Annotated in this window: 24 protein-coding genes and 2 tRNA genes; 19 read left to right on the top strand and 7 right to left on the bottom strand. The window is 66.4% G+C overall.

Features of this window, described 5'->3' with window-relative positions; translation table 11 throughout:
- Positions 1-3: 3 nt before the first annotated feature.
- Genes purD through rng form a run of 8 tightly spaced genes read left to right on the top strand, consistent with a single transcriptional unit; the run spans position 4 to position 6,932 of the window.
- Positions 4-1,293 carry a phosphoribosylamine--glycine ligase gene (gene purD, locus ACE3UN_RS16205; RefSeq protein ID WP_374676014.1) on the top strand — a complete coding sequence of 430 codons (1,290 nt, stop codon included), beginning with the start codon at positions 4-6 and terminating at the stop codon, positions 1,291-1,293.
- Positions 1,277-1,906, top strand: coding sequence for a 1-acyl-sn-glycerol-3-phosphate acyltransferase (locus tag ACE3UN_RS16200; protein ID WP_374676013.1), 630 nt, complete (start codon positions 1,277-1,279; stop codon positions 1,904-1,906). The genes purD and ACE3UN_RS16200 overlap by 17 nt, the downstream gene beginning before the upstream one ends.
- Positions 1,903-2,859: an oxygen-dependent coproporphyrinogen oxidase gene (hemF, locus tag ACE3UN_RS16195; protein WP_374676012.1), complete on the top strand. Its 957-nt coding sequence runs from the start codon at positions 1,903-1,905 to the stop codon at positions 2,857-2,859. The genes ACE3UN_RS16200 and hemF overlap by 4 nt, the downstream gene beginning before the upstream one ends.
- The gene (nadD, locus tag ACE3UN_RS16190; RefSeq protein ID WP_374676011.1) at positions 2,859-3,494 is read left to right on the top strand and encodes a nicotinate-nucleotide adenylyltransferase; all 636 of its coding nucleotides are present in this window, start codon (positions 2,859-2,861) and stop codon (positions 3,492-3,494) included. Before hemF ends, nadD begins: the two co-directional genes overlap by 1 nt.
- On the top strand, positions 3,495-4,292 hold the full coding sequence (gene rsfS, locus ACE3UN_RS16185) for a ribosome silencing factor (RefSeq protein ID WP_374676010.1): 798 nt from the start codon (positions 3,495-3,497) through the stop codon (positions 4,290-4,292).
- A gap of 26 nt (positions 4,293-4,318) precedes the next feature.
- Positions 4,319-4,789 carry a 23S rRNA (pseudouridine(1915)-N(3))-methyltransferase RlmH gene (gene rlmH / locus ACE3UN_RS16180; protein WP_374676009.1) on the top strand — a complete coding sequence of 157 codons (471 nt, stop codon included), beginning with the start codon at positions 4,319-4,321 and terminating at the stop codon, positions 4,787-4,789.
- The gene (locus tag ACE3UN_RS16175; protein WP_374676008.1) at positions 4,786-5,406 is read left to right on the top strand and encodes a nucleoside triphosphate pyrophosphatase; all 621 of its coding nucleotides are present in this window, start codon (positions 4,786-4,788) and stop codon (positions 5,404-5,406) included. Before rlmH ends, ACE3UN_RS16175 begins: the two co-directional genes overlap by 4 nt.
- Before the next feature lie 44 nt (positions 5,407-5,450).
- Entirely contained in the window at positions 5,451-6,932 is a 1,482-nt protein-coding gene (gene rng / locus ACE3UN_RS16170; RefSeq protein WP_374676007.1) for a ribonuclease G, read from the top strand.
- A 28-nt stretch (positions 6,933-6,960) separates the two neighbouring features.
- On the opposite strand, the gene ACE3UN_RS16165 is transcribed toward rng, so the two are convergent.
- The 3 genes from ACE3UN_RS16165 to ACE3UN_RS16155 form a co-directional block, all read right to left on the bottom strand.
- A complete protein-coding gene (locus ACE3UN_RS16165; RefSeq protein ID WP_374676006.1) occupies positions 6,961-7,374 on the bottom strand; it encodes a VOC family protein in 414 nt (137 codons plus the stop codon).
- Positions 7,375-7,466: 92 nt separating this feature from the next.
- Positions 7,467-8,363: an aldo/keto reductase family oxidoreductase gene (locus tag ACE3UN_RS16160; protein ID WP_374676005.1), complete on the bottom strand. Its 897-nt coding sequence runs from the start codon at positions 8,361-8,363 to the stop codon at positions 7,467-7,469.
- Entirely contained in the window at positions 8,363-8,968 is a 606-nt protein-coding gene (locus ACE3UN_RS16155; protein ID WP_374676004.1) for a peroxidase-related enzyme, read from the bottom strand. The genes ACE3UN_RS16160 and ACE3UN_RS16155 overlap by 1 nt, the downstream gene beginning before the upstream one ends.
- A 154-nt stretch (positions 8,969-9,122) precedes the next feature.
- Here ACE3UN_RS16155 and tolB point away from each other — a divergent pair, with 154 nt between their 5' ends.
- From tolB to ACE3UN_RS16105, 10 genes are all read left to right on the top strand, one after another.
- Complete coding sequence (tolB, locus tag ACE3UN_RS16150; protein ID WP_374676003.1) at positions 9,123-10,382, top strand: Tol-Pal system beta propeller repeat protein TolB; 1,260 nt, start codon at positions 9,123-9,125, stop codon at positions 10,380-10,382.
- 41 nt (positions 10,383-10,423) lie between these two features.
- Positions 10,424-10,966 carry a peptidoglycan-associated lipoprotein Pal gene (gene pal, locus ACE3UN_RS16145; RefSeq protein ID WP_374676002.1) on the top strand — a complete coding sequence of 181 codons (543 nt, stop codon included), beginning with the start codon at positions 10,424-10,426 and terminating at the stop codon, positions 10,964-10,966.
- A 4-nt stretch (positions 10,967-10,970) separates the two neighbouring features.
- Positions 10,971-11,771 carry a tol-pal system protein YbgF gene (gene ybgF, locus ACE3UN_RS16140; protein ID WP_374676001.1) on the top strand — a complete coding sequence of 267 codons (801 nt, stop codon included), beginning with the start codon at positions 10,971-10,973 and terminating at the stop codon, positions 11,769-11,771.
- A gap of 23 nt (positions 11,772-11,794) precedes the next feature.
- Complete coding sequence (locus ACE3UN_RS16135; RefSeq protein WP_374676000.1) at positions 11,795-12,604, top strand: ThiF family adenylyltransferase; 810 nt, start codon at positions 11,795-11,797, stop codon at positions 12,602-12,604.
- Positions 12,605-12,665: 61 nt separating this feature from the next.
- Positions 12,666-12,741, top strand: a tRNA-Lys gene (locus ACE3UN_RS16130).
- 90 nt (positions 12,742-12,831) lie between these two features.
- Positions 12,832-12,907: transfer RNA gene (locus ACE3UN_RS16125), tRNA-Lys, on the top strand.
- A gap of 155 nt (positions 12,908-13,062) precedes the next feature.
- On the top strand, positions 13,063-14,046 hold the full coding sequence (locus tag ACE3UN_RS16120; RefSeq protein ID WP_374675999.1) for a site-specific DNA-methyltransferase: 984 nt from the start codon (positions 13,063-13,065) through the stop codon (positions 14,044-14,046).
- A 6-nt stretch (positions 14,047-14,052) separates the two neighbouring features.
- Complete coding sequence (locus ACE3UN_RS16115) at positions 14,053-14,760, top strand: hypothetical protein (RefSeq protein ID WP_374675998.1); 708 nt, start codon at positions 14,053-14,055, stop codon at positions 14,758-14,760.
- A 33-nt stretch (positions 14,761-14,793) separates the two neighbouring features.
- Complete coding sequence (locus ACE3UN_RS16110; protein WP_374675997.1) at positions 14,794-15,879, top strand: DUF262 domain-containing protein; 1,086 nt, start codon at positions 14,794-14,796, stop codon at positions 15,877-15,879.
- A gap of 7 nt (positions 15,880-15,886) precedes the next feature.
- Positions 15,887-16,591, top strand: coding sequence for a hypothetical protein (locus ACE3UN_RS16105; RefSeq protein WP_374675996.1), 705 nt, complete (start codon positions 15,887-15,889; stop codon positions 16,589-16,591).
- Positions 16,592-16,710: 119 nt separating this feature from the next.
- On the opposite strand, the gene ACE3UN_RS16100 is transcribed toward ACE3UN_RS16105, so the two are convergent.
- From ACE3UN_RS16100 to ACE3UN_RS16090, 3 genes are all read right to left on the bottom strand, one after another.
- On the bottom strand, positions 16,711-17,271 hold the full coding sequence (locus ACE3UN_RS16100; protein ID WP_374675995.1) for an MltR family transcriptional regulator: 561 nt from the start codon (positions 17,269-17,271) through the stop codon (positions 16,711-16,713).
- A 309-nt stretch (positions 17,272-17,580) separates the two neighbouring features.
- Positions 17,581-18,624, bottom strand: a complete 1,044-nt coding sequence (locus tag ACE3UN_RS16095) for a hypothetical protein (protein ID WP_374675994.1) — start codon at positions 18,622-18,624, stop codon at positions 17,581-17,583.
- Between the two features lie 211 nt (positions 18,625-18,835).
- On the bottom strand, positions 18,836-19,075 hold the full coding sequence (locus tag ACE3UN_RS16090; RefSeq protein WP_374675993.1) for a helix-turn-helix domain-containing protein: 240 nt from the start codon (positions 19,073-19,075) through the stop codon (positions 18,836-18,838).
- A 153-nt stretch (positions 19,076-19,228) separates the two neighbouring features.
- Between ACE3UN_RS16090 and ACE3UN_RS16085 the strand changes: the two genes are divergently transcribed.
- Positions 19,229-19,708, top strand: a complete 480-nt coding sequence (locus tag ACE3UN_RS16085; RefSeq protein ID WP_374675992.1) for a hypothetical protein — start codon at positions 19,229-19,231, stop codon at positions 19,706-19,708.
- 64 nt (positions 19,709-19,772) lie between these two features.
- Here the strand turns inward: ACE3UN_RS16085 and ACE3UN_RS16080 are convergent.
- Positions 19,773-20,035, bottom strand: a 263-nt coding sequence (locus ACE3UN_RS16080) for a transposase (protein ID WP_374675991.1), incomplete at its 5' end; no start/stop codon positions are given.

The raw sequence follows: 20,035 nt of genomic DNA, 5'->3' as shown, positions 1-20,035 counted from the left end.
ACCATGAACGTCCTGGTGATCGGCGGCGGCGGCCGCGAACATGCCCTGGCATGGAAGCTCGCGGCCAGCGAGAAGGTGCAGCGGGTCTTCGTGGCCCCCGGCAACGGCGGCACCGCGCTGGACAAGCGGCTCACCAACGTCGCCCTCACCGACCCGCAGGCCCTGGCCGACTTCGCCCAGGCGGAGAAGGTCCAGCTCACCGTGGTGGGCCCCGAGGCGCCGCTGTCGCAGGGCGTGGTGGACGTGTTCCGTGCGCGCGGCCTGCGCATCTTCGGGCCCACGCAATCGGCCGCCCGGCTCGAGAGCTCCAAGGCCTTCGCCAAGGACTTCATGAAGCGCCACGGCATCCCGACCGCGGCCTACGAGACCTTCACCGACCCGGCGGCGGCCCACGCCTTCGTGGACAAGCTGGGCGCGCCCATCGTCATCAAGGCCGACGGCCTGGCGGCGGGCAAGGGCGTGGTGGTGGCCATGACGCTGGACGAGGCGCACGAGGCCGTGCGCTTCATGCTCGAGGACCACACGCTGGGTGTGGTGCACAACGAGGGCGGCGCGCGTGTGGTCATCGAGGAGTTCCTGCAGGGCGAGGAAGCCAGCTTCATCGTGCTGGTGGACGGCAAGAACGTGCTGCCTCTGGCCACCAGCCAGGACCACAAGCGCATCGGCGACGGCGACACCGGCCCCAACACCGGCGGCATGGGCGCGTACTCCCCGGCGCCCGTGGTGACGCCCAACGTGCACGCCCGCGCCATGCACGAGGTCATCCTGCCCACCGTGGCGGGCATGGCGCGCGACGGCGTGCCCTTCACCGGCTTCCTCTACGCCGGGCTCATGATCGACGCGAACGGCCAGCCCAAGACGCTGGAGTTCAACACCCGCATGGGCGACCCCGAGACCCAGCCCATCCTCATGCGCCTGAAGAGCGACCTGGTCGACGTGCTGGTGCACGCCTGCGAGGGCACGCTGGACCAGGTCGAGCTGCAGTGGGACCGGCGCTTCGCGCTCGGCGTGGTGATGGCCGCTGCCGGCTACCCGGCCAGCCCGCGCAAGGGCGACGTGGTCACCGGCCTGCCCGCCGACCCGGCCGGCAGCGACGACGTGATGGTGTTCCACGCCGGCACCGCGCTGCAGGACGGCCGCCTGGTCACCACCGGCGGCCGCGTGCTGTGCGTCACCGCGCTCGGCGATTCCGCGCGCACGGCCCAGCAGCGCGCCTACGAGGCGGTGCAGCCCATCCGCTTCGACGGCGCGCAGTTCCGCTCCGACATCGGACACCGTGCCATCAAGCGTTGAGGTCCTCACCCAGCGGCTGCCGGCCCCGCGCGGCAGCCGGCTGGCGCGCTGGGTGTTGCGCCTGGCCGGCTGGCGCCTGCAGTTCGACGGCCTGCCCGGCCCGCAGGGCGTGCTGATCGCCTACCCGCACACCTCGAACTGGGATTTCATCGTCGGCATCCTGGCCAAGTGGGCCATGGGGCTGGACGTGGCCTTCTGGGGCAAGGACAGCCTGTTCCGGGTGCCCGTGTTCGGCCGCTGGCTGCGCTGGGTGGGGGGCATCCCGGTGGACCGCAGCGGTGCGCGCGGCATCGTGGGTGACATGGTCGCCCGCTTCGACGCTGCGCGCCAGGCCGGCCAGGCGCTGTGGCTGGCGCTGGCGCCCGAGGGCACGCGCAGCTTCACCCCGCACTGGCGCAGCGGCTTCTACCAGGTGGCGCTGCAGGCGGGCGTGCCGCTGGGCCTGGCGTTCTTCGATTACCGCCAGCGGCGCGTCGGCGTGCTGGCCTACCTGCGGCTGAGCGGCGACGCGGCAGCCGACCTGGCCGCCATCGCCGCCGCGTACGCGCCCGTCCAGGGCTGCCGGCCCGCGCTGGCCGCGCCCATCAGCCTGCGAGAGGACCGTCCCGCATGAGTGCCCCCCTGGCCCCCGTCCCCTCGGAGGCGGCCTTCGACGCGAACGCTGCACGCGCCTACTTCCTCGGCCTGCAGGAGCGTATCGTCGACGCGCTCGCGGCGCTCGACGGCCAGCCGTTCCTGCGCGACGCCTGGGTGCGGCCCGAGGGGGAGCGGCTGCAGGGCGACGGCATCTCGCGGCTCATCGAGGAGGGCCACCTCTTCGAGCGCGGCGGCTGCAACTTCAGCCACGTGCGTGGCGCGGCCATGCCGGCGTCCGCCACCGCCCATCGCCCCGCGCTGGCCGGGGCACCGTTCGAGGCCATGGGGGTGTCGCTGGTGCTGCACCCGCGCAACCCGCATGTGCCCACGGTGCACATGAACGTGCGCCTGTTCGCCGCGCAGCCGGCCGGCCAGGCGCCGGTGGTCTGGTTCGGCGGCGGCATGGACCTCACCCCCTACTACGGCGTGGAGGAGGACGCGGTGCACTTCCACCGCACCTGCCGCGACGCGCTCACGCCCTATGGCGACGACCTGCACCCGCGCTTCAAGCGCTGGTGCGACGAGTACTTCTTCCTGAAGCACCGCCAGGAGCCGCGCGGCGTGGGCGGCGTCTTCTTCGACGACTTCAACGAGCTGGGCTTCGAGCGCAGCTTCGCCATGACACGCGGCGTGGGCGACGCCTTCCTGGCGGCGTACACGCCCATCGTGGCCCGCCGCCGCGACACGCCCTATGGCGAGCGCGAGCGCGACTTCCAGGCCTACCGCCGCGGCCGCTACGTGGAGTTCAACCTCGTGTTCGACCGCGGCACCCTCTTCGGCCTGCAGTCGGGCGGGCGCACCGAGGCCATCCTCATGTCCATGCCGCCCATCGTGCGCTGGCGCTACGCATGGCAGCCGGAGCCGGGCACGCCCGAGGCCCGGCTGTACGACGATTTCCTGCGGCCCCGCGACTGGGTGAACGGCGGCTGATGCGGCCTCACGCGCCAGCGCCCGCACGGCCGCGCCGCCTCGGCGTGTATGGCGGCAGCTTCGACCCGCCGCACCTCGCCCACCTGGCGCTGGCCTGCATGGCGCGCGACGCCCTCGGCCTGGACGAGCTGCGCCTGGTGCCCGCCGGCCAGCCCTGGCAGAAGGCCCACCGCACGCTGGCGCCTGGCGCGCACCGGGCCGCCATGCTGGCCCGCCTCATCGAGGGCCAGCCCCGGCTGGTGGTGGACCCCCGCGAGCTGCACCGCACCGGCCCCAGCTACACGGTGGACACCCTGCGCGAGCTGGCTGCCGAGTGCCCGGGCGCCCAGCTCTTCCTCGTCCTCGGTGCCGACCCCTTCGCGCGCCTGGACACCTGGCACCAGGCCGACGACCTGCCTGGGCTGGCCACGCTGGCCGTGGCGGCGCGTGCCGGGCAGCCGCCCGAGCCGCCCGCGGCCTGGGCCGGCCGTTCCATCGCCTGGCAGGCGATTCCCTTGCCCCGGATGGACATCTCGTCGTCCGACGTGCGTGCCCGCGTGGCCGCCGGCGAACCCGTTTCCCCGCTGGTGGGGGAGGCGGTCGCGGGCTATATTGACCAACACCAGCTCTACCGCGCCGATCCCGGCCGCCCCTGAATGGACATCCGCAAACTGCAACGCGCCATCGTCGATGGCCTCGAGGACGTGAAGGCCCAGCACATCGTGGTCTTCAACACCGAGCACCTGTCGCCGCTGTTCGAGCGCGTGATCGTCGCCTCCGGCACCAGCAACCGCCAGACCAAGGCCCTGGCGGCCAGCGTGCGCGACGCGGTGAAGGCCAGCGGCATGCAGGTGCTGCGCACCGAGGGCGAGGACAACGGCGAGTGGATCATCGTGGACTGCGGCGCCGCCGTCGCCCACATCATGCAGCCGGCCATCCGCGACTACTACCGCCTGGAGGAGATCTGGGGCGAGAAGCCGGTGAAGCTCAAGCTGGCGGGTGCCAAGACCTCGCTGCCCAAGGCCAGCGAGGTGAGTGACGACGACGAGGACGAGGCCCCCGCCAAGCCGGCGCGCAAGTCGGCGGCCAAGGCGCCGGCGAAGAAGGCCGCCGCGACGGCCAGCTCCGGCGCCGGGCAGGCTGCGCTCGCCAAGCCGGCGCCCAAGGCGCGCAAGGTGAGCAGCGGCGGCCTGGCCCCGGCGGCCAAGCAAGCGCCGGCCAAGAAAGCGCCGGCCAAGACCGCCCCGGCCAAGAAGGCGGCGGCCAAGGCACCTGCCCGCCCGGCGGCCGCCAGCCCGGCGGCCCCGGCCAGGCGTGCCGCGCCCGCGAAGAAGGCGGCCCCGGTGAAGACCGTGGCGGCGAAGAAGGCGGCGCCTGCCAAGCGGGCCGCGCCCGCGAAGAAGGCGGCACCGGCCAAGAAGGCCGCGCCTGCCCGCAAGACCCGCGGCGCCTGAGCGGGCGGCGCTGACAGGCCCGCCCGGTGCGCCTGCTGATCGCCGCCGTCGGCCAGCGCCAGCCGGCCTGGGCCGACGCGGCCTACGACGATTTCGCCAAGCGCTTCCCGCCCGAGATGCGGCTGGAGCTCAAGGCGGTGAAGGCCGAGCCGCGCAGTGGTGGCAAGACCGCCGCCCAGCTCATGGCCGCCGAGGCGCAGCGGCTGGAGGCCGCCTGCCCCAAGGGCGCGCGCCGCGTGCTGCTGGACGAGCGCGGCACGCGCCTGACGACCACCCAGCTGGCGGAGCGCCTCGCGGCCTGGCGCGGGGAGGGCAGGGACGTGGTGTTCCTCATCGGCGGCCCGGACGGCCTGGACCCGGCCCTGAAGGCCAGCGCCGACGACAGCCTGCGCCTGTCCGACCTGACGCTGCCGCACGCCTTCGTGCGCGTGCTGCTGGCCGAGGCCCTGTACCGCGCCTGGTCGCTCGCCATCGGCCACCCCTACCACCGCGAATGAACGACACCGTGTTGCCGCCCGGCGGCATCTGGCTTGCCTCGCAGAGCCCGCGCCGGCGCCAGCTGCTGGCGCAGATCGGCGTGCGCCACGCGCTGCTGCTGCCCGGCGACGACGAGGACGCCGAGGCGCTGGAGGCCACGCAGGCCGGTGAGCCGCCGCGCGAGTACGTGGAGCGTGTCACCCGCGCCAAGCTGGCGGCGGCCCGCGCACGGCTCACGGCACGTGCCTGGCCCGCCGCGCCCATCCTCTGCGCCGACACCACCGTGGCGCTCGGCCGCCGCATCCTCGGCAAGCCGGCCGACAGCACCGAGGCGGCCGACACGCTGCGCCGCCTGTCCGGCCGCAGCCACCGCGTGATGACGGCCGTGGCGGTGTGGGACGGACGCCGCTCCCATGTGGCCGTGAGCGCGTCCACTGTGCGATTCGCGCCTTTGCCGGAGGACGTCATCACGGCCTATGTGGCCAGCGGCGAGCCCTTTGGCAAGGCCGGCGCCTATGCCATCCAGAGTGCGCTGGCGGGCTGGATCGAGCGCATCGCCGGAAGTTACTCCGGTATCATGGGTTTGCCCCTCTACGAGACCACCCAGCTGCTGCGCCGCGCCGGTTGGCGCGCCTGACGCGCGGCCCACCCCACGATGGCGCAGGGGCGCTGCACCGCCCCATGCACGACATCCTGATCAACTGGTCCCCGCAGGAGACGCGGGTGGCCCTCATCGAGAACGGCGCCGTCCAGGAGCTGCACATCGAGCGCACGCTGGAGCGTGGGCTGGTGGGCAACATCTACCTCGGCAAGGTGGCCCGCGTGCTGCCCGGCATGCAGAGCGCCTTCATCGACATCGGCCTGGAGCGCGCCGCGTTCCTGCACGTGGCCGACCTGCACACCGCCGGCCAGCACCCACGCAACCCGGGCCATGACCACGGCCCGCTGCTGCCCATCGAGAAGCAGGTGTTCGAAGGCCAGACGCTCACCGTGCAGGTGGTGAAGGACCCGATCGGCACCAAGGGCGCGCGGCTGTCCACGCAGGTGAGCATCGCCGGCCGCATGCTGGTGTTCCTGCCGCAGGACAACCACATCGGCATCTCGCAGAAAATCGGCTCGGTCGAGGCCCGCGAGCAGCTGCGCCAGCGCATGCAGGCGCTCGTCGGCCGGCCGGAGGACGGCGGCGGGGGCGGCTTCATCCTGCGCACCAACGCCGAGGAAGCCAGCGACGCCGAGCTGGCCGACGACATCGACTACCTGCGCAAGACCTGGGCGCAGATCCGCCAGCGCGCGCTGGCGCAGCCGGCCGGCACGCTGCTGCACCAGGACCTGGGCCTCACCGAGCGTGTGCTGCGCGACATGGCCACCGAGTCCACGCAGTCCATCCGCATCGACTCGCGCCTGCAGTACGACCGGCTCAAGGCCTTCGGTGCGGTGTACACGCCCACCTCGGCGGCCAAGCTCGAGCACTACCGCGGCGAGCGCCCCATCTTCGACCTGTACGGCGTGGAAGAGGAGATCGCCCGCGCCCTGGCCCGCCGGGTCGAGCTCAAGAGCGGCGGCTACCTCATCGTCGACCAGACCGAGGCGCTGACCACCATCGACGTGAACACCGGCGGCTACGTCGGCGCGCGCAATTTCGACGACACGATCTTCAAGACCAACCTGGAGGCGGCGCAGGCCATCGCCCGGCAGCTGCGGTTGCGCAACCTGGGCGGCATCATCATCGTCGACTTCATCGACATGGCCCGCGAGGACCACCAGCAGGCCGTGCTGGCCGAGTTCCGCAAGCAGCTGGCGCGCGACCGCACCAAGACCACCGTGAGCGGCTTCACCGGCCTGGGCCTGGTGGAGATGACGCGCAAGCGCACCCGTGAGTCGCTGGCGCACATGCTGTGCGAGCCGTGCCCCACCTGCCAGGGCCGGGGCCAGGTGAAGACCGCGCGCAGCGTCTGCTACGACGTGCTGCGCGAGATCCTGCGCGAGGCGCGGCAGTTCAACCCGAAGGAGTTTCGCGTCGTCGCCAGCGCCGCGGTGGTCGAGATGCTGCTCGACGAGGAGAGCTCGCACCTGGCCGACCTGTCCGCCTTCATCGGCAAGCCGATCTCGCTGTCCGCCGAGCCGTCGTTCAGCCCGGAGCAGTACGACATCGTGCTGATGTGAGGCGCGCGGCCCCGCGCCGGCGGGGCGCTCAGCCCTCGTCGACGCTGACCATCCAGCCGACGCCGAAGCGGTCGGTGAGCATGCCGAAGCAGGACGACCAGAAGGTCTTGCCGAGCGGCATCTGCACCTGGCCGCCCTCGGCGAGCGCGTCGAACATGCGGCGCGCGCCGGCGTCGTCCGGCGCAGTGACCGACAGCGAGAAGCCCTTGAACGCCGCGCCGTCGCCAGGCGGCCCGTCGGACGCCATGAGCCGACGGTCGCCGATGCGCAGGCTGGCGTGCATGATCGCATCGCCCGGCATGTCGGCGCAGTCGGGGGGCGCGGGCTCCGGGCTGTCGGACATGCGCATGAGCGATTCCACCTCGGCGCCGAGCGCGCGCTCGTAGAAGCGCACGGCCTGCTCGCAGGTGCCGGGGAAGAACAGGTAGGCCTCCAGGCTCATGGTCATCTCCTGTGGGGGTGGGGCGGGCGGTCACCATACGCCCGCAGCGGGCCGCGCTCAAGCCCCTGCGCCAGACAGGGGCAGGCGTGCCCTCAGGGCACCTCGTGGCCCGCGGCGGCCGTCCAGATGCGGTACCAGTCGTCCGCGGACAGCCGCAGGTCGAGGGCGGCGCGCGCCTCGTCGGCCGCCTCCAGCCGGCGCGAGCCGATGACGGGATGGGGCCGGCAGGGCAGGCGCAGCAGCCAGGCGATGGCCAGGGTGGTGGCGCTCACGCCACCCAGCCGGGCGCCGATCTCGCCCATCACCCAGCGCACGCGGTGGGCGGCCGGCGAGTCCTCGTGGAAGAGACGGCCTCCCGCCAGGGGCGACCACACCATGGGCCGCAGGCGCAGCCGCTGCGCCTGGTCGAAGCTGCCGTCGTGCAGGGCGGCCCGCTGCAGCGGCGAGCACTCCACCTGGTGCGTGGCCAGGGCGATGCGGCTGTGCAGCAGCTCGAACTGGGCGGGCGTGAAGTTGGAGGCGCCGAAGTGCAGCACCTTGCCGTCCCGGCGCAGGCTCTCGAAGCAGCTGGCCACCTCGTCGGCGTCCATCAGGACGTCGGGCCGGTGGATCAGCAGCAGGTCGATGCGGTCGGTGCGCAGCGCGCGCAGGCTGTGCTCCACCGAGGCGGTCAGGTGCGCGGCCGAGGTGTCGTAGCAGTGCGTCTGCGGCACCACGTGCGCCGGCCGGCCGGCGCCCGGCAGCACGATGCCGCACTTGGTGACGATCTGCAGGCGCTCGCGCAGCCCGGGGGCGAGCGCCAGTGCGTCGCCGAACAGCGACTCCACCCGGTAGCCGCCGTAGATGTCCGCATGGTCGAAGGTGGTCAGGCCACGCTCGACCAGCCCTTCGATCCAGGCCAGGCGCTGCGCCGGGCGCCAGTCCCAGTCGGCCAGGCGCCAGGCGCCCGCCACCAGCGGCGAGAGGGTCGGGACAGCCGGGGTGGGCATCACTTTTGCCTAGGCACGCGGCCCATCAGGTAGAACTCGTCGTTGGGCCGCAAGGCCATCAGGTTGGCCATGCGGTTGGACAGGCCGAAGAAGGCCGTGATCGCGCCGATGTCCCAGGCGTCCTCGTCCGTGAAACCGTGGGCACGCAAGGCCTCGTAATCGCTCTCCTCGATCTCATCCGCATGCCGGCACACCTTCATCGCGAAATCCAGCATCGCGCGTTGGCGCGGGGAGATGTCCGCCTTGCGGTGGTTGGTGGCGAGCTGGTCGGCCAGCAGCGGCTTCTTCTCGTAGACGCGCAGGATCGCGCCATGGGCCACCACGCAGTACAGGCAGCGGTTCACGCCCGAGGTGGCCACGATGACCATCTCGCGCTCCCCCTTCGTCAGCCCGCCCTCCTTGAGCAGCAGCGCGTCGTGGTAGGCCAGGAACGCGCGCAGCTCGTCCGGCCGGTGCGCCAGCGCCAGGAACACGTTCGGGACGAAGCCGGCCTTCTCCTGCACGGCGAGGATGCGCTCGCGCAGGTCGTCGGGCAGATCCGGCAGGGCGGGCACCGGGAACCGGCTGATCGCCGGGGCGGGGGAGGGGGTGGCGGGGGCGCTCATGCGGCTCGTCTCCTCGGTCGGGGGCGTGTGGACAGCCGCCCATGGTAGGGCCGCCTAGAATCCCGCGGCTTGGCTTCCCCTGTCCGCGTCCTCCGTGGAACCTTCGTCTGCTGACATGACTCGATCTGCGCTTATGTGGTCCCGACGACATTGGATGGGTGCGCTCGGCACCCTGGGTGCAACGGCCGCCTGGCCGTTGCGGGCGGAGTTCCGCGTCGACATCTCCGGCGTGGGCGCGAGCCAGGTGCCGGTGACGGTGCTGCCGCTGCGTGACGAGGAGCAGGGCGGTGCGAACCGCGTCTCGGCCATCGTGCGCGCCGACCTGGAGCGCAGCGGCGCCTTCCGCATGGTCGATGCGCCGCTGCGGCTCGACGAGACGGGGGTGCCCTCGTTCCCCGAGCTGCGCAGCCGTAACACCAACGCGCTGGTGGCGGGCTCGGTGACCCGCCTGGCCGATGGCCGCTACGACGTGCGCTTCAAGCTGTGGGATGCCGTCAAGGGCACCGACCTGGGCGGCCAGAGCCTGGCCGTCCCGGCGGCGGACCTGCGCCTGGCGGCCCACCGCCTGGCCGACTACGTGTACGAGAAGCTCACCGGCGAGAAGGGCGTGTTCGCCACCCGCATCGCCTACGTGACCAAGGGCGGTGGCCGCTACACGCTGCGTGTGGCCGACGCCGATGGCGAGGGCGGGCAGGAGCCGCTGGCCAGCCCCGAGCCCATCATCTCGCCGGCGTGGTCGCCCGACGGCAAGGAGCTGGCCTACGTCTCCTTCTACGAGGACCGCAAGCCGGTGGTGTGGGTGCAGAACCTGCAGACCGGCGCGCGCCGCCGCGTGGCCAACTTCAAGGGCAGCAACAGCGCGCCCGCCTGGTCACCCGACGGCGGGCAGCTCGCGGTGACGCTCTCGCGCGACGGCGGCTCCCAGCTGTTCATGATCGGCAAGGACGGCAGCAACCCGCGGCGCATCACGCAGAGCCAGGCGATCGACACCGAGCCGGCCTTCAGCCCGGACGGCCGCACGCTGTACTTCGTCAGCGACCGCGGCGGCAGCCCGCAGATCTACCGCCAGCCGGTGGGCGGGGGCAGCGCGGAGCGCGTCACCTTCCAGGGCAGCTACAACGTGAGCCCCGCGCTCAGTCCCGATGGCCGCACGCTCGTGTACGTGCAGCGCCAGGGTGGTGCGTTCAAGGTGACCACCATGGACCTCGCCAGTGGCGCCGTGCAGGTGATCAGCGACACCGCCGACGACGAGAGCCCGAGCTTCGCGCCCAACGGCCGGCTCATCGTCTACGCCACCCGCTCGGGCGGCCGCGAGACGCTGATGACCAGCACCCTCGACGGGCGCATCAAATCCCGGCTGCTGACCAGCGGCCTCGATATCCGCGAGCCGGCCTGGGGCCCCTGGGGCCGCTGAGCACTCGCGCATTCCACCACCTCGAAGAAGGAGAGATCACCATGACGCTGAGGAAACACGTTGGGACCGCCGCCCTGTCGGCGCTGATGCTGGCCGTGATGGCCGGCTGCAGCTCGACCAAGCTGGACCAGCCCGCCCCGGTGGAGACCCGCTCGCCCGACACCGGCGCGGCGGTGGGCACCGGCACCGGCCAGCCCGCGGCGGAGAGCAGCGTGGCCTCGGTGGACCTGGGCAAGAACGCCCAGCCGCCCGCGGGCCTGGGCCGCACCGTCTACTTCGACTACGACAGCTTCGTGGTCAAGGACGAGTTCCGCCCGGTGGTGGAGGGCTACGCCCGCTTCCTGTCCGCCAACAAGGCCAAGCGCATGCTGGTGGAGGGCCACACCGACGAACGCGGCAGCCGCGAGTACAACCTGGCGCTCGGCCAGAAGCGCGCCGAGGCCGTGGTGCGCGCCATGGTGCTGGTGGGCGCCGGTGAAGCCCAGCTCGAGGCCGTGAGCTTCGGCGAGGAGCGCCCCGCCGCGCAGGGCGCGGACGAATCCGCCTGGGCCAAGAACCGCCGTGCCGAGCTGAAGGACCGCTGAGCCCATGGCCACGCACCCCCTTCGGGCGATGAGCCGCACCCGCCTGCCGCGCTGGCAGGCGGTGGCCGTCGGCGCGCTGCTGGCCTGCGCCGGTGCCGCGCACGCCGGCATCCTGGAAGACGACGAGGCGCGCAAGGCCATCCTCGACCTGCGCACCAAGCTCGAGCAGCAGCGCACCGAGAGCACCACGCAGATCCGCCAGCTGCAGGACCAGATGCAGGCCCTGCAGCGCAGCCTGCTCGAGCTGAACAACCAGAACGAGCAGCTGCGCGCGGAGGTGGCCCGCCTGCGCGGCCAGGACGAGCAGATGCTGCGCGACCTGTCCGAGGTGCAGCGGCGGCAGAAGGACATCGCCCAGGGGGTGGACGAGCGCATGCGGCGTTTCGAGCCGCAACCCGTGTCGGTGGACGGCAAGGACTTCACCGCCGAGCCCGAGGAAAAGCGCATGTGGGACGACGCCATGGCCACGCTGCGGGCCGGCGAGTTCGACCGCGCCGTGGCCCAGCTCAACGCCCTGCTCAAGCGCTACCCGCAGAGCGGCTACGCGGAATCGGCGCGTTACTGGCTGGGCAACGCCCAGTACGGCGTGCGCCAGTACAAGGAGGCCGTGGCCACCTTCCGCGCCTTCGTGGCGGCCTCGCCCAACCACCCGCGTGCGCCCGAGGCCATGCTGGCGCTGGCGAACTGCCAGGCCGAGCTGAAGGACACCAAGGGGGCCCGCGCCACCATCGCCGAGCTGGTGAAGACCTACCCGCGCTCGGAGGCGGCCCAGGCGGGGCGTGACCGGCTCGCCACGCTGAAGTGACGCACACGCCGCCCGGCGCTCCCGTGTCCGCCCCCGCCGCCATCGACGACGCCGACCTCGAGCGCCGCTTCGGCGGCCTGCGGCGGCTGTACGGCGACGAGGCCTACACCCGGCTGCGCGCGCTGCGCGTGGCCGTGGTGGGCCTGGGCGGCGTGGGTTCCTGGGCGGTGGAAGCGCTGGCCCGCTGCGGCGTGGCCGAGTTGACGCTGATCGACATGGACCACGTGGCGGAGTCCAACGTGAACCGCCAGGTGCAGGCGCTGGGTGCCACGCTCGGCATGGCCAAGGCGCAGGCGCTGGCGCAGCGCGTGGCCGACATCCACCCCGGCTGTGCCGTGCAGGTGGTGGAGGAGTTCGTGGAGGCGGGCAACTGGCCCGCGCTGCTGCCCGGGCCGGTGGACGTGCTCATCGACGCCTGCGACCAGGTGCGTGCCAAGACGGCCATGGCGGCCTGGGCGATCCGCGAGCGGGTGGCGCACGTGTGCTGCGGCGCGGCCGGCGGCAAGCGCCACCCCGACCGCATCGCCATCGCCGACCTGGCCGAGACCACGCACGACCCGCTGCTCGCGTCGCTGCGCAACCGGCTGCGCCGCGAGCATGGCGCCACGCCGGCCGGGCAGGGCGCCATCGGCGTGCGCTGCGTCTACTCACGCGAAAGCGTGGCCAAACCGCAGGACGCGGCCTCGTGCGATGCGGCGCCCGACGGCACGCTCAACTGCCACGGCTACGGCTCGGCCGTCACGGTGACGGCCCCGTTCGGCTTCGCGGCGGCGTCCGAGGCCATCGCGCTCGGTTTGGGCCTGCAGCCCTTGCCGAAGCCGAAAAGGCAATGATATGATTGCGGGCTCTGCCGAGGGGTGAGAGCTCAACCATCGACCCTTTCGTGAGAGCGGGGGGTTGTTAGCTCAGTCGGTAGAGCAGCGGACTTTTAATCCGTTGGTCGCAGGTTCGAATCCTGCACAACCCACCACCACACCACGCCCTGCGGGTGTAGCCAAGAGGCGAAAGCCTGGGCTAGAATGCAAGGCTTGTCGCAGCGCAGCTGCGGCGAATGATTTCCGGGCTCTTAGCTCAGTTGGTAGAGCAGCGGACTCTTAATCCGTTGGTCGTAGGTTCGAATCCTACAGGGCCCACCAACACACCCCTCACGGGGGCGAGGCACTTGATGCGAAAGCGTCAGGTGCCTTTTGCTTTTGGATGGTCGCGTGCTGTCGAGAAGTGCGCGTCAGCCCTACGTCGGCGGCGATTGCTGCGTGATAGGCTCCCAGCGATCAAATACAAGGAGGCGGTCTTGAGACCTGAGCGGCTGGATAGCTACTATTTTTTGAACGATCTGCCGGCTTCCGACAACACCTCGGCAGATCTGCAGCGATTGCGCGAGATCAACGCAGTGCTGCGTACGGTCCCTTGGCCGTCTCCATTCGACGAGACCACTCATAAAGTTCATCTGGGCGATGCACGAGACCTGTCGTGGGTGCCCGATGAGAGTGTGCACTTGGTTGTCACGTCCCCTCCTTATTGGACACTGAAAGACTACAGGGACCATCCCGACCAGATGGGGCACATTGCTGACTACGAGCACTTCCTGGCGGAGCTAGACAAGGCGTGGGCTGAGTGTGCCCGTGTCCTAGCCCCTGGCGGCAGAGTCTGCTGCGTTGTGGGTGATGTCTGCCTCCCGCGAAGGAAGGCTGGACGCCACCATGTGGTGCCACTGCACGCTGACATACAGGTACGGGCGCGCAAGCTAGGCCTTGATGTCCTATCGCCTATCTACTGGAACAAGATCGCGAACGGTGTGACTGAGGCCGCGGGGAATGGTGCGGGCTTCTATGGAAAGCCGTATCAGCCTGGCGGCATCGTTAAGAACGACGTTGAGTTCATCCTGTTCCTCCGCAAGGGCGGAGAGTATCGGCGTCCTTCCGCGCTACAGAAGGCGCTGTCGATGTTGACCAAGGACGAAATGCAGACTTGGTTCCAGCCGATTTGGACTGACGTTCGCGGGGCTTCAACACGCAATGGACACCCCGCCCCCTACCCAGTGGTGCTTGCTGAGCGCTTGATCCGTATGTTCTCCTTCGCTGGCGACATCGTGCTCGATCCTTTTGCAGGTACCTGCTCCACGGCGATTGCGGCGTACAGAACAGGGCGTCATTCAGTATCGAACGAGATTGATCCGACATACTTGGGACTGGGCCTCGACGCTCTTCAGGCTGCCGTTGCTCAGCGTCCCATCATGGGCGCCATCAAAGGCACGATCCTCCGCGACGCTGTGTAAGGCACCGTGGACTACAAGCTCCTCAAGGCGTTCGAGTCGCTGTTTGTCGGGCAGCCCTATCTCCATCGCAATTCGACTCAAGGCGATTACGTAGCGTCATTCATCGTTGATGATCTCCGGGCGCTCGGCCGCTCCCCGAAGCTCAACGTGGCAGTCGACACTGGTGATCTAGTATTAAACACAGCTAACAAGACAGTCGGGCTTAAGCATCGGCGAGGAGATGGGACATTCGGCACTATCGTCCCGGGCGAAACTCCCTCAAAGATCTCTGCCTACATAGTCAGCATAGGTGAGGTGGCAAACATTCACTTGGGTGCAGAAGTAAAGATCTTGGCTAAGGCCATGATTAAGCAACTTGACCGGGTTGGTTCCGATATGGAAAACCAGGCACAGGAGTTTCGCAAACACGGTAGCGAGCCAATCTGTGTGGGCATCGTCGCCGTCAACTATGCGCAAAGCTACACCAGTTTCGAGGGCGAGCGCGCGTGGCCAACCGACGGGAAGAAACACAAACACCCAAACCAAGAAGCGGCGGCTGCCGAAGGCCGCCTGCTCAGCCGGATCTCGGGTAAATTCGATGAGATCGTTTGCCTTCGTTTCATTGCAACGAATGTAGAGCCGTTTCCATTTGCTTGGCTCGACGCGTCTGAGACGAAGAAGCAGTACGGAGCCGCCCTTGTTCGTATATCAGCCTACTTTGAAAGACGGCTGTAGTACTGCAGGAAGTTGCCAGCAATTGGAGGAATGATGAGCGTTCTAGATGACGTAAACAAGTATAGACATGAACTCGTCACCGACAACTATACTGTGACCTGGCGAGAACTGTTAGGTCAGTACAAAGACGGTGATCTGGTTATAAACCCAGATTATCAACGCCTTTTTCGGTGGGATCTAGACCAACAAACTCAATATATCGAATCGATTCTCCTCTCGATTCCGTCACCACCGTTGTTCTTGGCGAAAAACGACGATGGCCGCTCGGAGGTCATTGATGGGTTACAACGCATTAGTACGGTTTTGAAGTTTTTCGCTGCAGATTTCCCCGGGTTCAAAGACGTCGGTGATGACGAGGTGAATGAACTCGACCAAAACGACATTTCGAGGCCTATCAAACTCGTTGCGGGAAGAATTGTTAACTCGCTAGAAGGGTTCGCTGCAGCTACGCTACCTGACACGTTGGCTAGAACAATCCGATACGCCCGAGTTCCTGTTATCCTCCTTGAGAAGGAGTCCACCAAGAACGCTAGATACGAGGTATTTCGCCGCCTTAATAAGTTTGGATCGCCCCTGGGTGATCAAGAGATAAGAAACTGTACAGCGCGCCTTCTTGGTCATGAATTTCCTGACGCACTTCGCCAGTTGGCAGAATCACCTGTTATCGTAGCGTGTCTGGGATTAAGCGATGAGTCGATCCGCAGGATGGGGGTAGAGGAAATGCTCCTTAGACTTCTAGCGCTTATCTACAGTGAGCAGAAGCTGAAGCATCAGGTGCGGGAATACCTTGATGACTTTATGGAGTTTGCCGCTGAGGGAAAATTTAAGCTGACGGAGGATATCAAAGCAAGGGTCATTAAATCCTTTGAATTGATAAATCAGGCAGTTCCCGACGGTCGAGCATTTCGACTATTGAGCCACGGATTTAGTACAAATCTCTTTGATGTCGTCGCCACGGGTGTGTACCAGAATATCGAATCACTGACCCCGGAATTTTTTGCCATCCGGCTCAAGGCACTGGTGGGAGGTCCGGAGCTTAAGCCGCTTATTGGGGCTGGCTCGAACACGCGGAAAAAATTACAGGGGCGAATCGAACTGGGCAAAGCATGGTTTAAGTGAGAATCCCATGCTAAGTCTTGCCGATGCGCAGAAAGAGATTGAAGCAAATCGTGTGGAATGCTTGAGTCTCTTGAAAAGAATGGGTGACTTTCACACGCCGGCTGAAGGCGAGCCCTACGACCCTACATTTAGACTAATAGCCACACCGATGCTTTACTCGGCTTGGGAACGGTGCTTTAGCCTCTGCCATGAGGTCGCCCTACGTCTCGTTCGCGACAACACCCCACATCCAATGGCGTTACCGTGCTCCACTAGAGCCGTCTGGCTATTGCATACGCCATTCTATAAAAGTATGGCAGACAAACTAAAGACTCAAGTGTCCGACTCAGAGAGGCCGAAAAGAGGTCAATTCGCGTCACTATGCGATTTTTTGGCAGAGCTCGATGCTTGGTCAACTAAGGCGCTCGATCCAACTGTCTCTACCGAAAGTATGGTTATGACTATGTCAAACGTCAATCCTGACGTTGTGGAGATTAACGCCAAAGCAATCGGACTTTACGACACGCCATTGTTTCAGTCGTTGAGGCTTGGAAAGCTGCACGACTTGGTGGGGAGAAGAAACGAAATTGGTCATGGTGGTGTGATTGAACCTCCATCAAATGAAACCTTCGTTGAGCTTTGGGCTTTCACGCAGCAAATGATAGATGCGTACTGTGCTGCAGTTAGCTGTTGGATGAGCGCTGCCTTCGCGCCGGCGGCGGCGACGGCATAAACGGCACCAATTTTCTGCTGAAAGATGGTGCGCGCGGGCGTGATTGATAGCAAATGATCCGCTCCTGACCTCAGGAACTGAGCGTCCAAGATATAACTTCCACGCCCCTTCGTGGCGCCCTAAGCATTATCGTTTGTTGGATGCTGTGTTGCCGCATTACCTTTGCTTGTAAGTTGCTGGAACACCTTGAACTGGAATCGATGCTGCTCGATGTTGATGACGGTCATTCCGCAGGCGGTGAGATAGCAGAACCTATTTTTCTCTGCTTCTGTCCCAATAGCCTCCGTTTTGATCATCTGCGCAGCTGACAGCTTGTTGATAGCTGGGCCGGCATCGTCATCATCGAACGTGGCTTCGGTCGGGTGGTGGGCGAAATGGTTGCGAACTTTCCGAATCAGTGAAAGATCGCTAAAGGTTTGTTTGTCAATGAGTCCAAAGGCGTATGCGACCGCAGACCTTTGGCTAAAGGTGGCTAAGGCTCCGTTTGCACCCGTTAGCTGATCAACAAACTGTTTACTCTTCTTCTCTTGTGCGATGAGGCTCATCAAGTAGTCACCCACATACGCTTCCAAGAAGCTCCCTGCAAGAACGGCGGCTCCTCTGTCAGATTCGGTCGAGAACATCTCTCCCATGTCTTGGTATTGATCAAGGGTGAGTGGTTCTCGATGCTTTGCGTTCATGTTTTCCTCTCGTAGTACTGTTGTCGAAGTCGTTCCCGATAAATGCGCAGCCAAACATTCAATACGCGTTCCTCGTGATACGGATACGATATTCGGCAGGAAAGGTGTTTACCATATTGACGCACGAAGTAGGGCACGAGCACTCGGTCTGATATCAAACGAGTTGCAGCAAAACTGGCACGCGTCGCCTGACTCTCAAGCTTTCACGATTCGCCCACGACCACGTTTCAACGCTTGGTCACCAGGAGAAAGTAATGCCAGACAGCCAGCACAGGAAGTTCCTTGGGGTACCGCCGACGCCACTGCATGTCACGGCGAGAGCTGGAACGGCTGGCTGTGCTGGGTAGTCGAGTTGAACGCAACCCCGAGCACGCGCCCGCGGTCATCAATTCCAATCGCATACCGAAGCACCCAGCCCGCGCTCTTGTCTGCGACGCTGAGCTTGTCATTCAGGTCAATCGCCCCGCCGTCCTTCCACATCACTGCTCGGGTAGTGCCAGCGGACATGCCGTAGCCCACCGCGACACCCTTGTTGTTGATGCCGTATGCCCAGGCATCCGTGCCGTCGAGCGTCGGCAGTTCGACAAGGGAGTTGCCGCCCTTCAAGATGAACGGGCGAGTGTTGTTGTTGCCGAAGCCCCGAGACCAGCCCACTGCGTACCCCACGTCGTTGATGGCGGTGACTGCCGATGAGGTTCCGCCCAGGGTGCCAAGGTCGGTCGGGACGCGATCCTTCCAGACCGTGGCGCGCTGCTCGCTCAGGCTGAACATGGTGTACCCGCCAACCCAGCCGTTGAGTGCCACAGCTGTCGCGGCAGATCCGTATGCGCCGGGGACATTCGGGTAAGGGTTCGGCGGGGCTCCTTTCCGCCAGTTCACCGCCAGATAGGGCCCCCGGGGTTCGCGCTGGCTAGAGCCGACGATCTGTCCCTTCTTGTTGATGCCGCTCGCGGTAGACAGCCCGCCCTCAACTAGTGGTGTCAGGTAGGCCCATGAGCCGTCGCTCTCCCACAGGACCGGGACGCCATTCGCTCCAGGCGTTGGATCGACTACACCAAGGACCTGACCCCGATCATTGGCGGCAATCGCTGCATTGTTCCCGGTGCCAATTCTGGGAAGCGCCTCAGCAACACCGCTCGCGGACCACCTGACGGCTACTATTTGGTCCTCGTCGCTCGCAATGGACTGACCGACTGCAACACCCTTACGGCTGATCCCGAGGGCAGAGGATCGTTGCCCTTCGATGTTCCCGTGGTTCTCAAGGATGGTCAGCGAATAGGTCGTTGTAGCTGCCGCATCGCCACCTGCGAATAGAGCCATGGCGATCACTGCGCCGCAAAGCATCGTTCTCATCGGTCCACCTCCACCTCGTAGTACGAGATTCGAGCGCGAAACCCGACAAGACCAAGACGGGTGTTTACCCGCGGGTCAGCCGCGCCAGTTCAGCCCTGGGCTGCTACCTGGAAAGCCGCACCCCTGAAACCGTCCAGCAGGTCATGCGGTACATCGCAACGAGCAATCAGAGCCTCAAAAATGCCCCGCATCACCTCGGCGGCGTGCAGGGTCACCCTTTCGCCTGAAGCTTCATCCGCCGCTCAACATCCTTGAGCAGATCCGAGGCCGTCACGTCCAGGGCATCACAGAGCCGGAACACCATCCGCACACTAGGACTGTTCCGCCCCAGCTCAATCAGGGACACGTAGTTGCGATCCACCTCGGCCCTAAGAGCCAGGTCGGTCTGTGTCCATCCGCATTTGGTCCGGAGGCTGCGGAGAGCCTGCCCGAACGCCTGATCTGGTTCCAAAGCCCTGCCCAATAAGTTGAGCAAGCTTCCGCCCCACCCCCGTCCTGAATTCCGTACATATGCAGCAGAATCATCTGAAAGGAGCTACCCGTGGACCGCCGGCGTCCACCTCATCCACCACCACAACTGTCAAACCATAGGAGAGAACTGACTGTGTCGAAACTGAGGGAACTGATCCAACGAACCACCGCGTTCCAGCGCTTCATGCTGGTCATCAGCGTGGTCTGGCTCCTGGTGCTCGTGCCGGAGGAGATCAACTTGATCCGCTACAAGCACAAGGTCAGAGGCGAACTTTGGGTGGCCGTGCATACACCTGAGTGCAGGGAGTACGTTGATGCACCTGAGTCTGCCTACTCGAAGTCCGGCTCGCGGTCTGCATTCCGGGGCACAGAGCTAACGTCCGACGGGCCATGCCATTCGGTGGTGAGCATGAAGACCTATGGGTTCTTCACCATCCATGCGCCTCGTCAAGACTCGTTCGACGCTGCTGTGGAACGCAGTAGAAACGCGATCTACGACACGCTGGGCGACCTCTTCAACCTCGCAGTCCGGTTCGTCGTACCGCTGCTAGTCATCTACGCGATCGGCGCGGTCATCGGTTGGATCTTCAGGGGAAGACGGACGTCAGCCTAAGCGCTCCCGTGACCTGCCCCCTTCAGCCGTACCAGTGATTCGGCAGGGGTCCTGGGGTTGAAGGTTAATGGATCTGGGTGGGGGTGGAGTGCCTCGCCGCGTCACTGCCTTGTTGACGTAGCGCCTCGGCATACTTGGCCGGCGGTATCCGCCCGATGCTGCCGTGTGGCCGGACCTCGTTGTAGTCTCGGCGCCATGCCGCGATCTCGGTCCTGGCTTGCCTGAGGTTCTGGAACCAGTGCTCGTTGAGGCACTCGTCGCGGAATTTGCCGTTGAAGCTCTCGATGTAGCCGTTCTGCATGGGGCGCCCTGGCTCGATGAGGATGT

The organism is Ideonella sp., assembly GCF_041918995.1.
Taxonomy (GTDB): domain Bacteria; phylum Pseudomonadota; class Gammaproteobacteria; order Burkholderiales; family Burkholderiaceae_C; genus Ideonella.
This window is presented reverse-complemented; position numbering and strand designations above follow the sequence as displayed.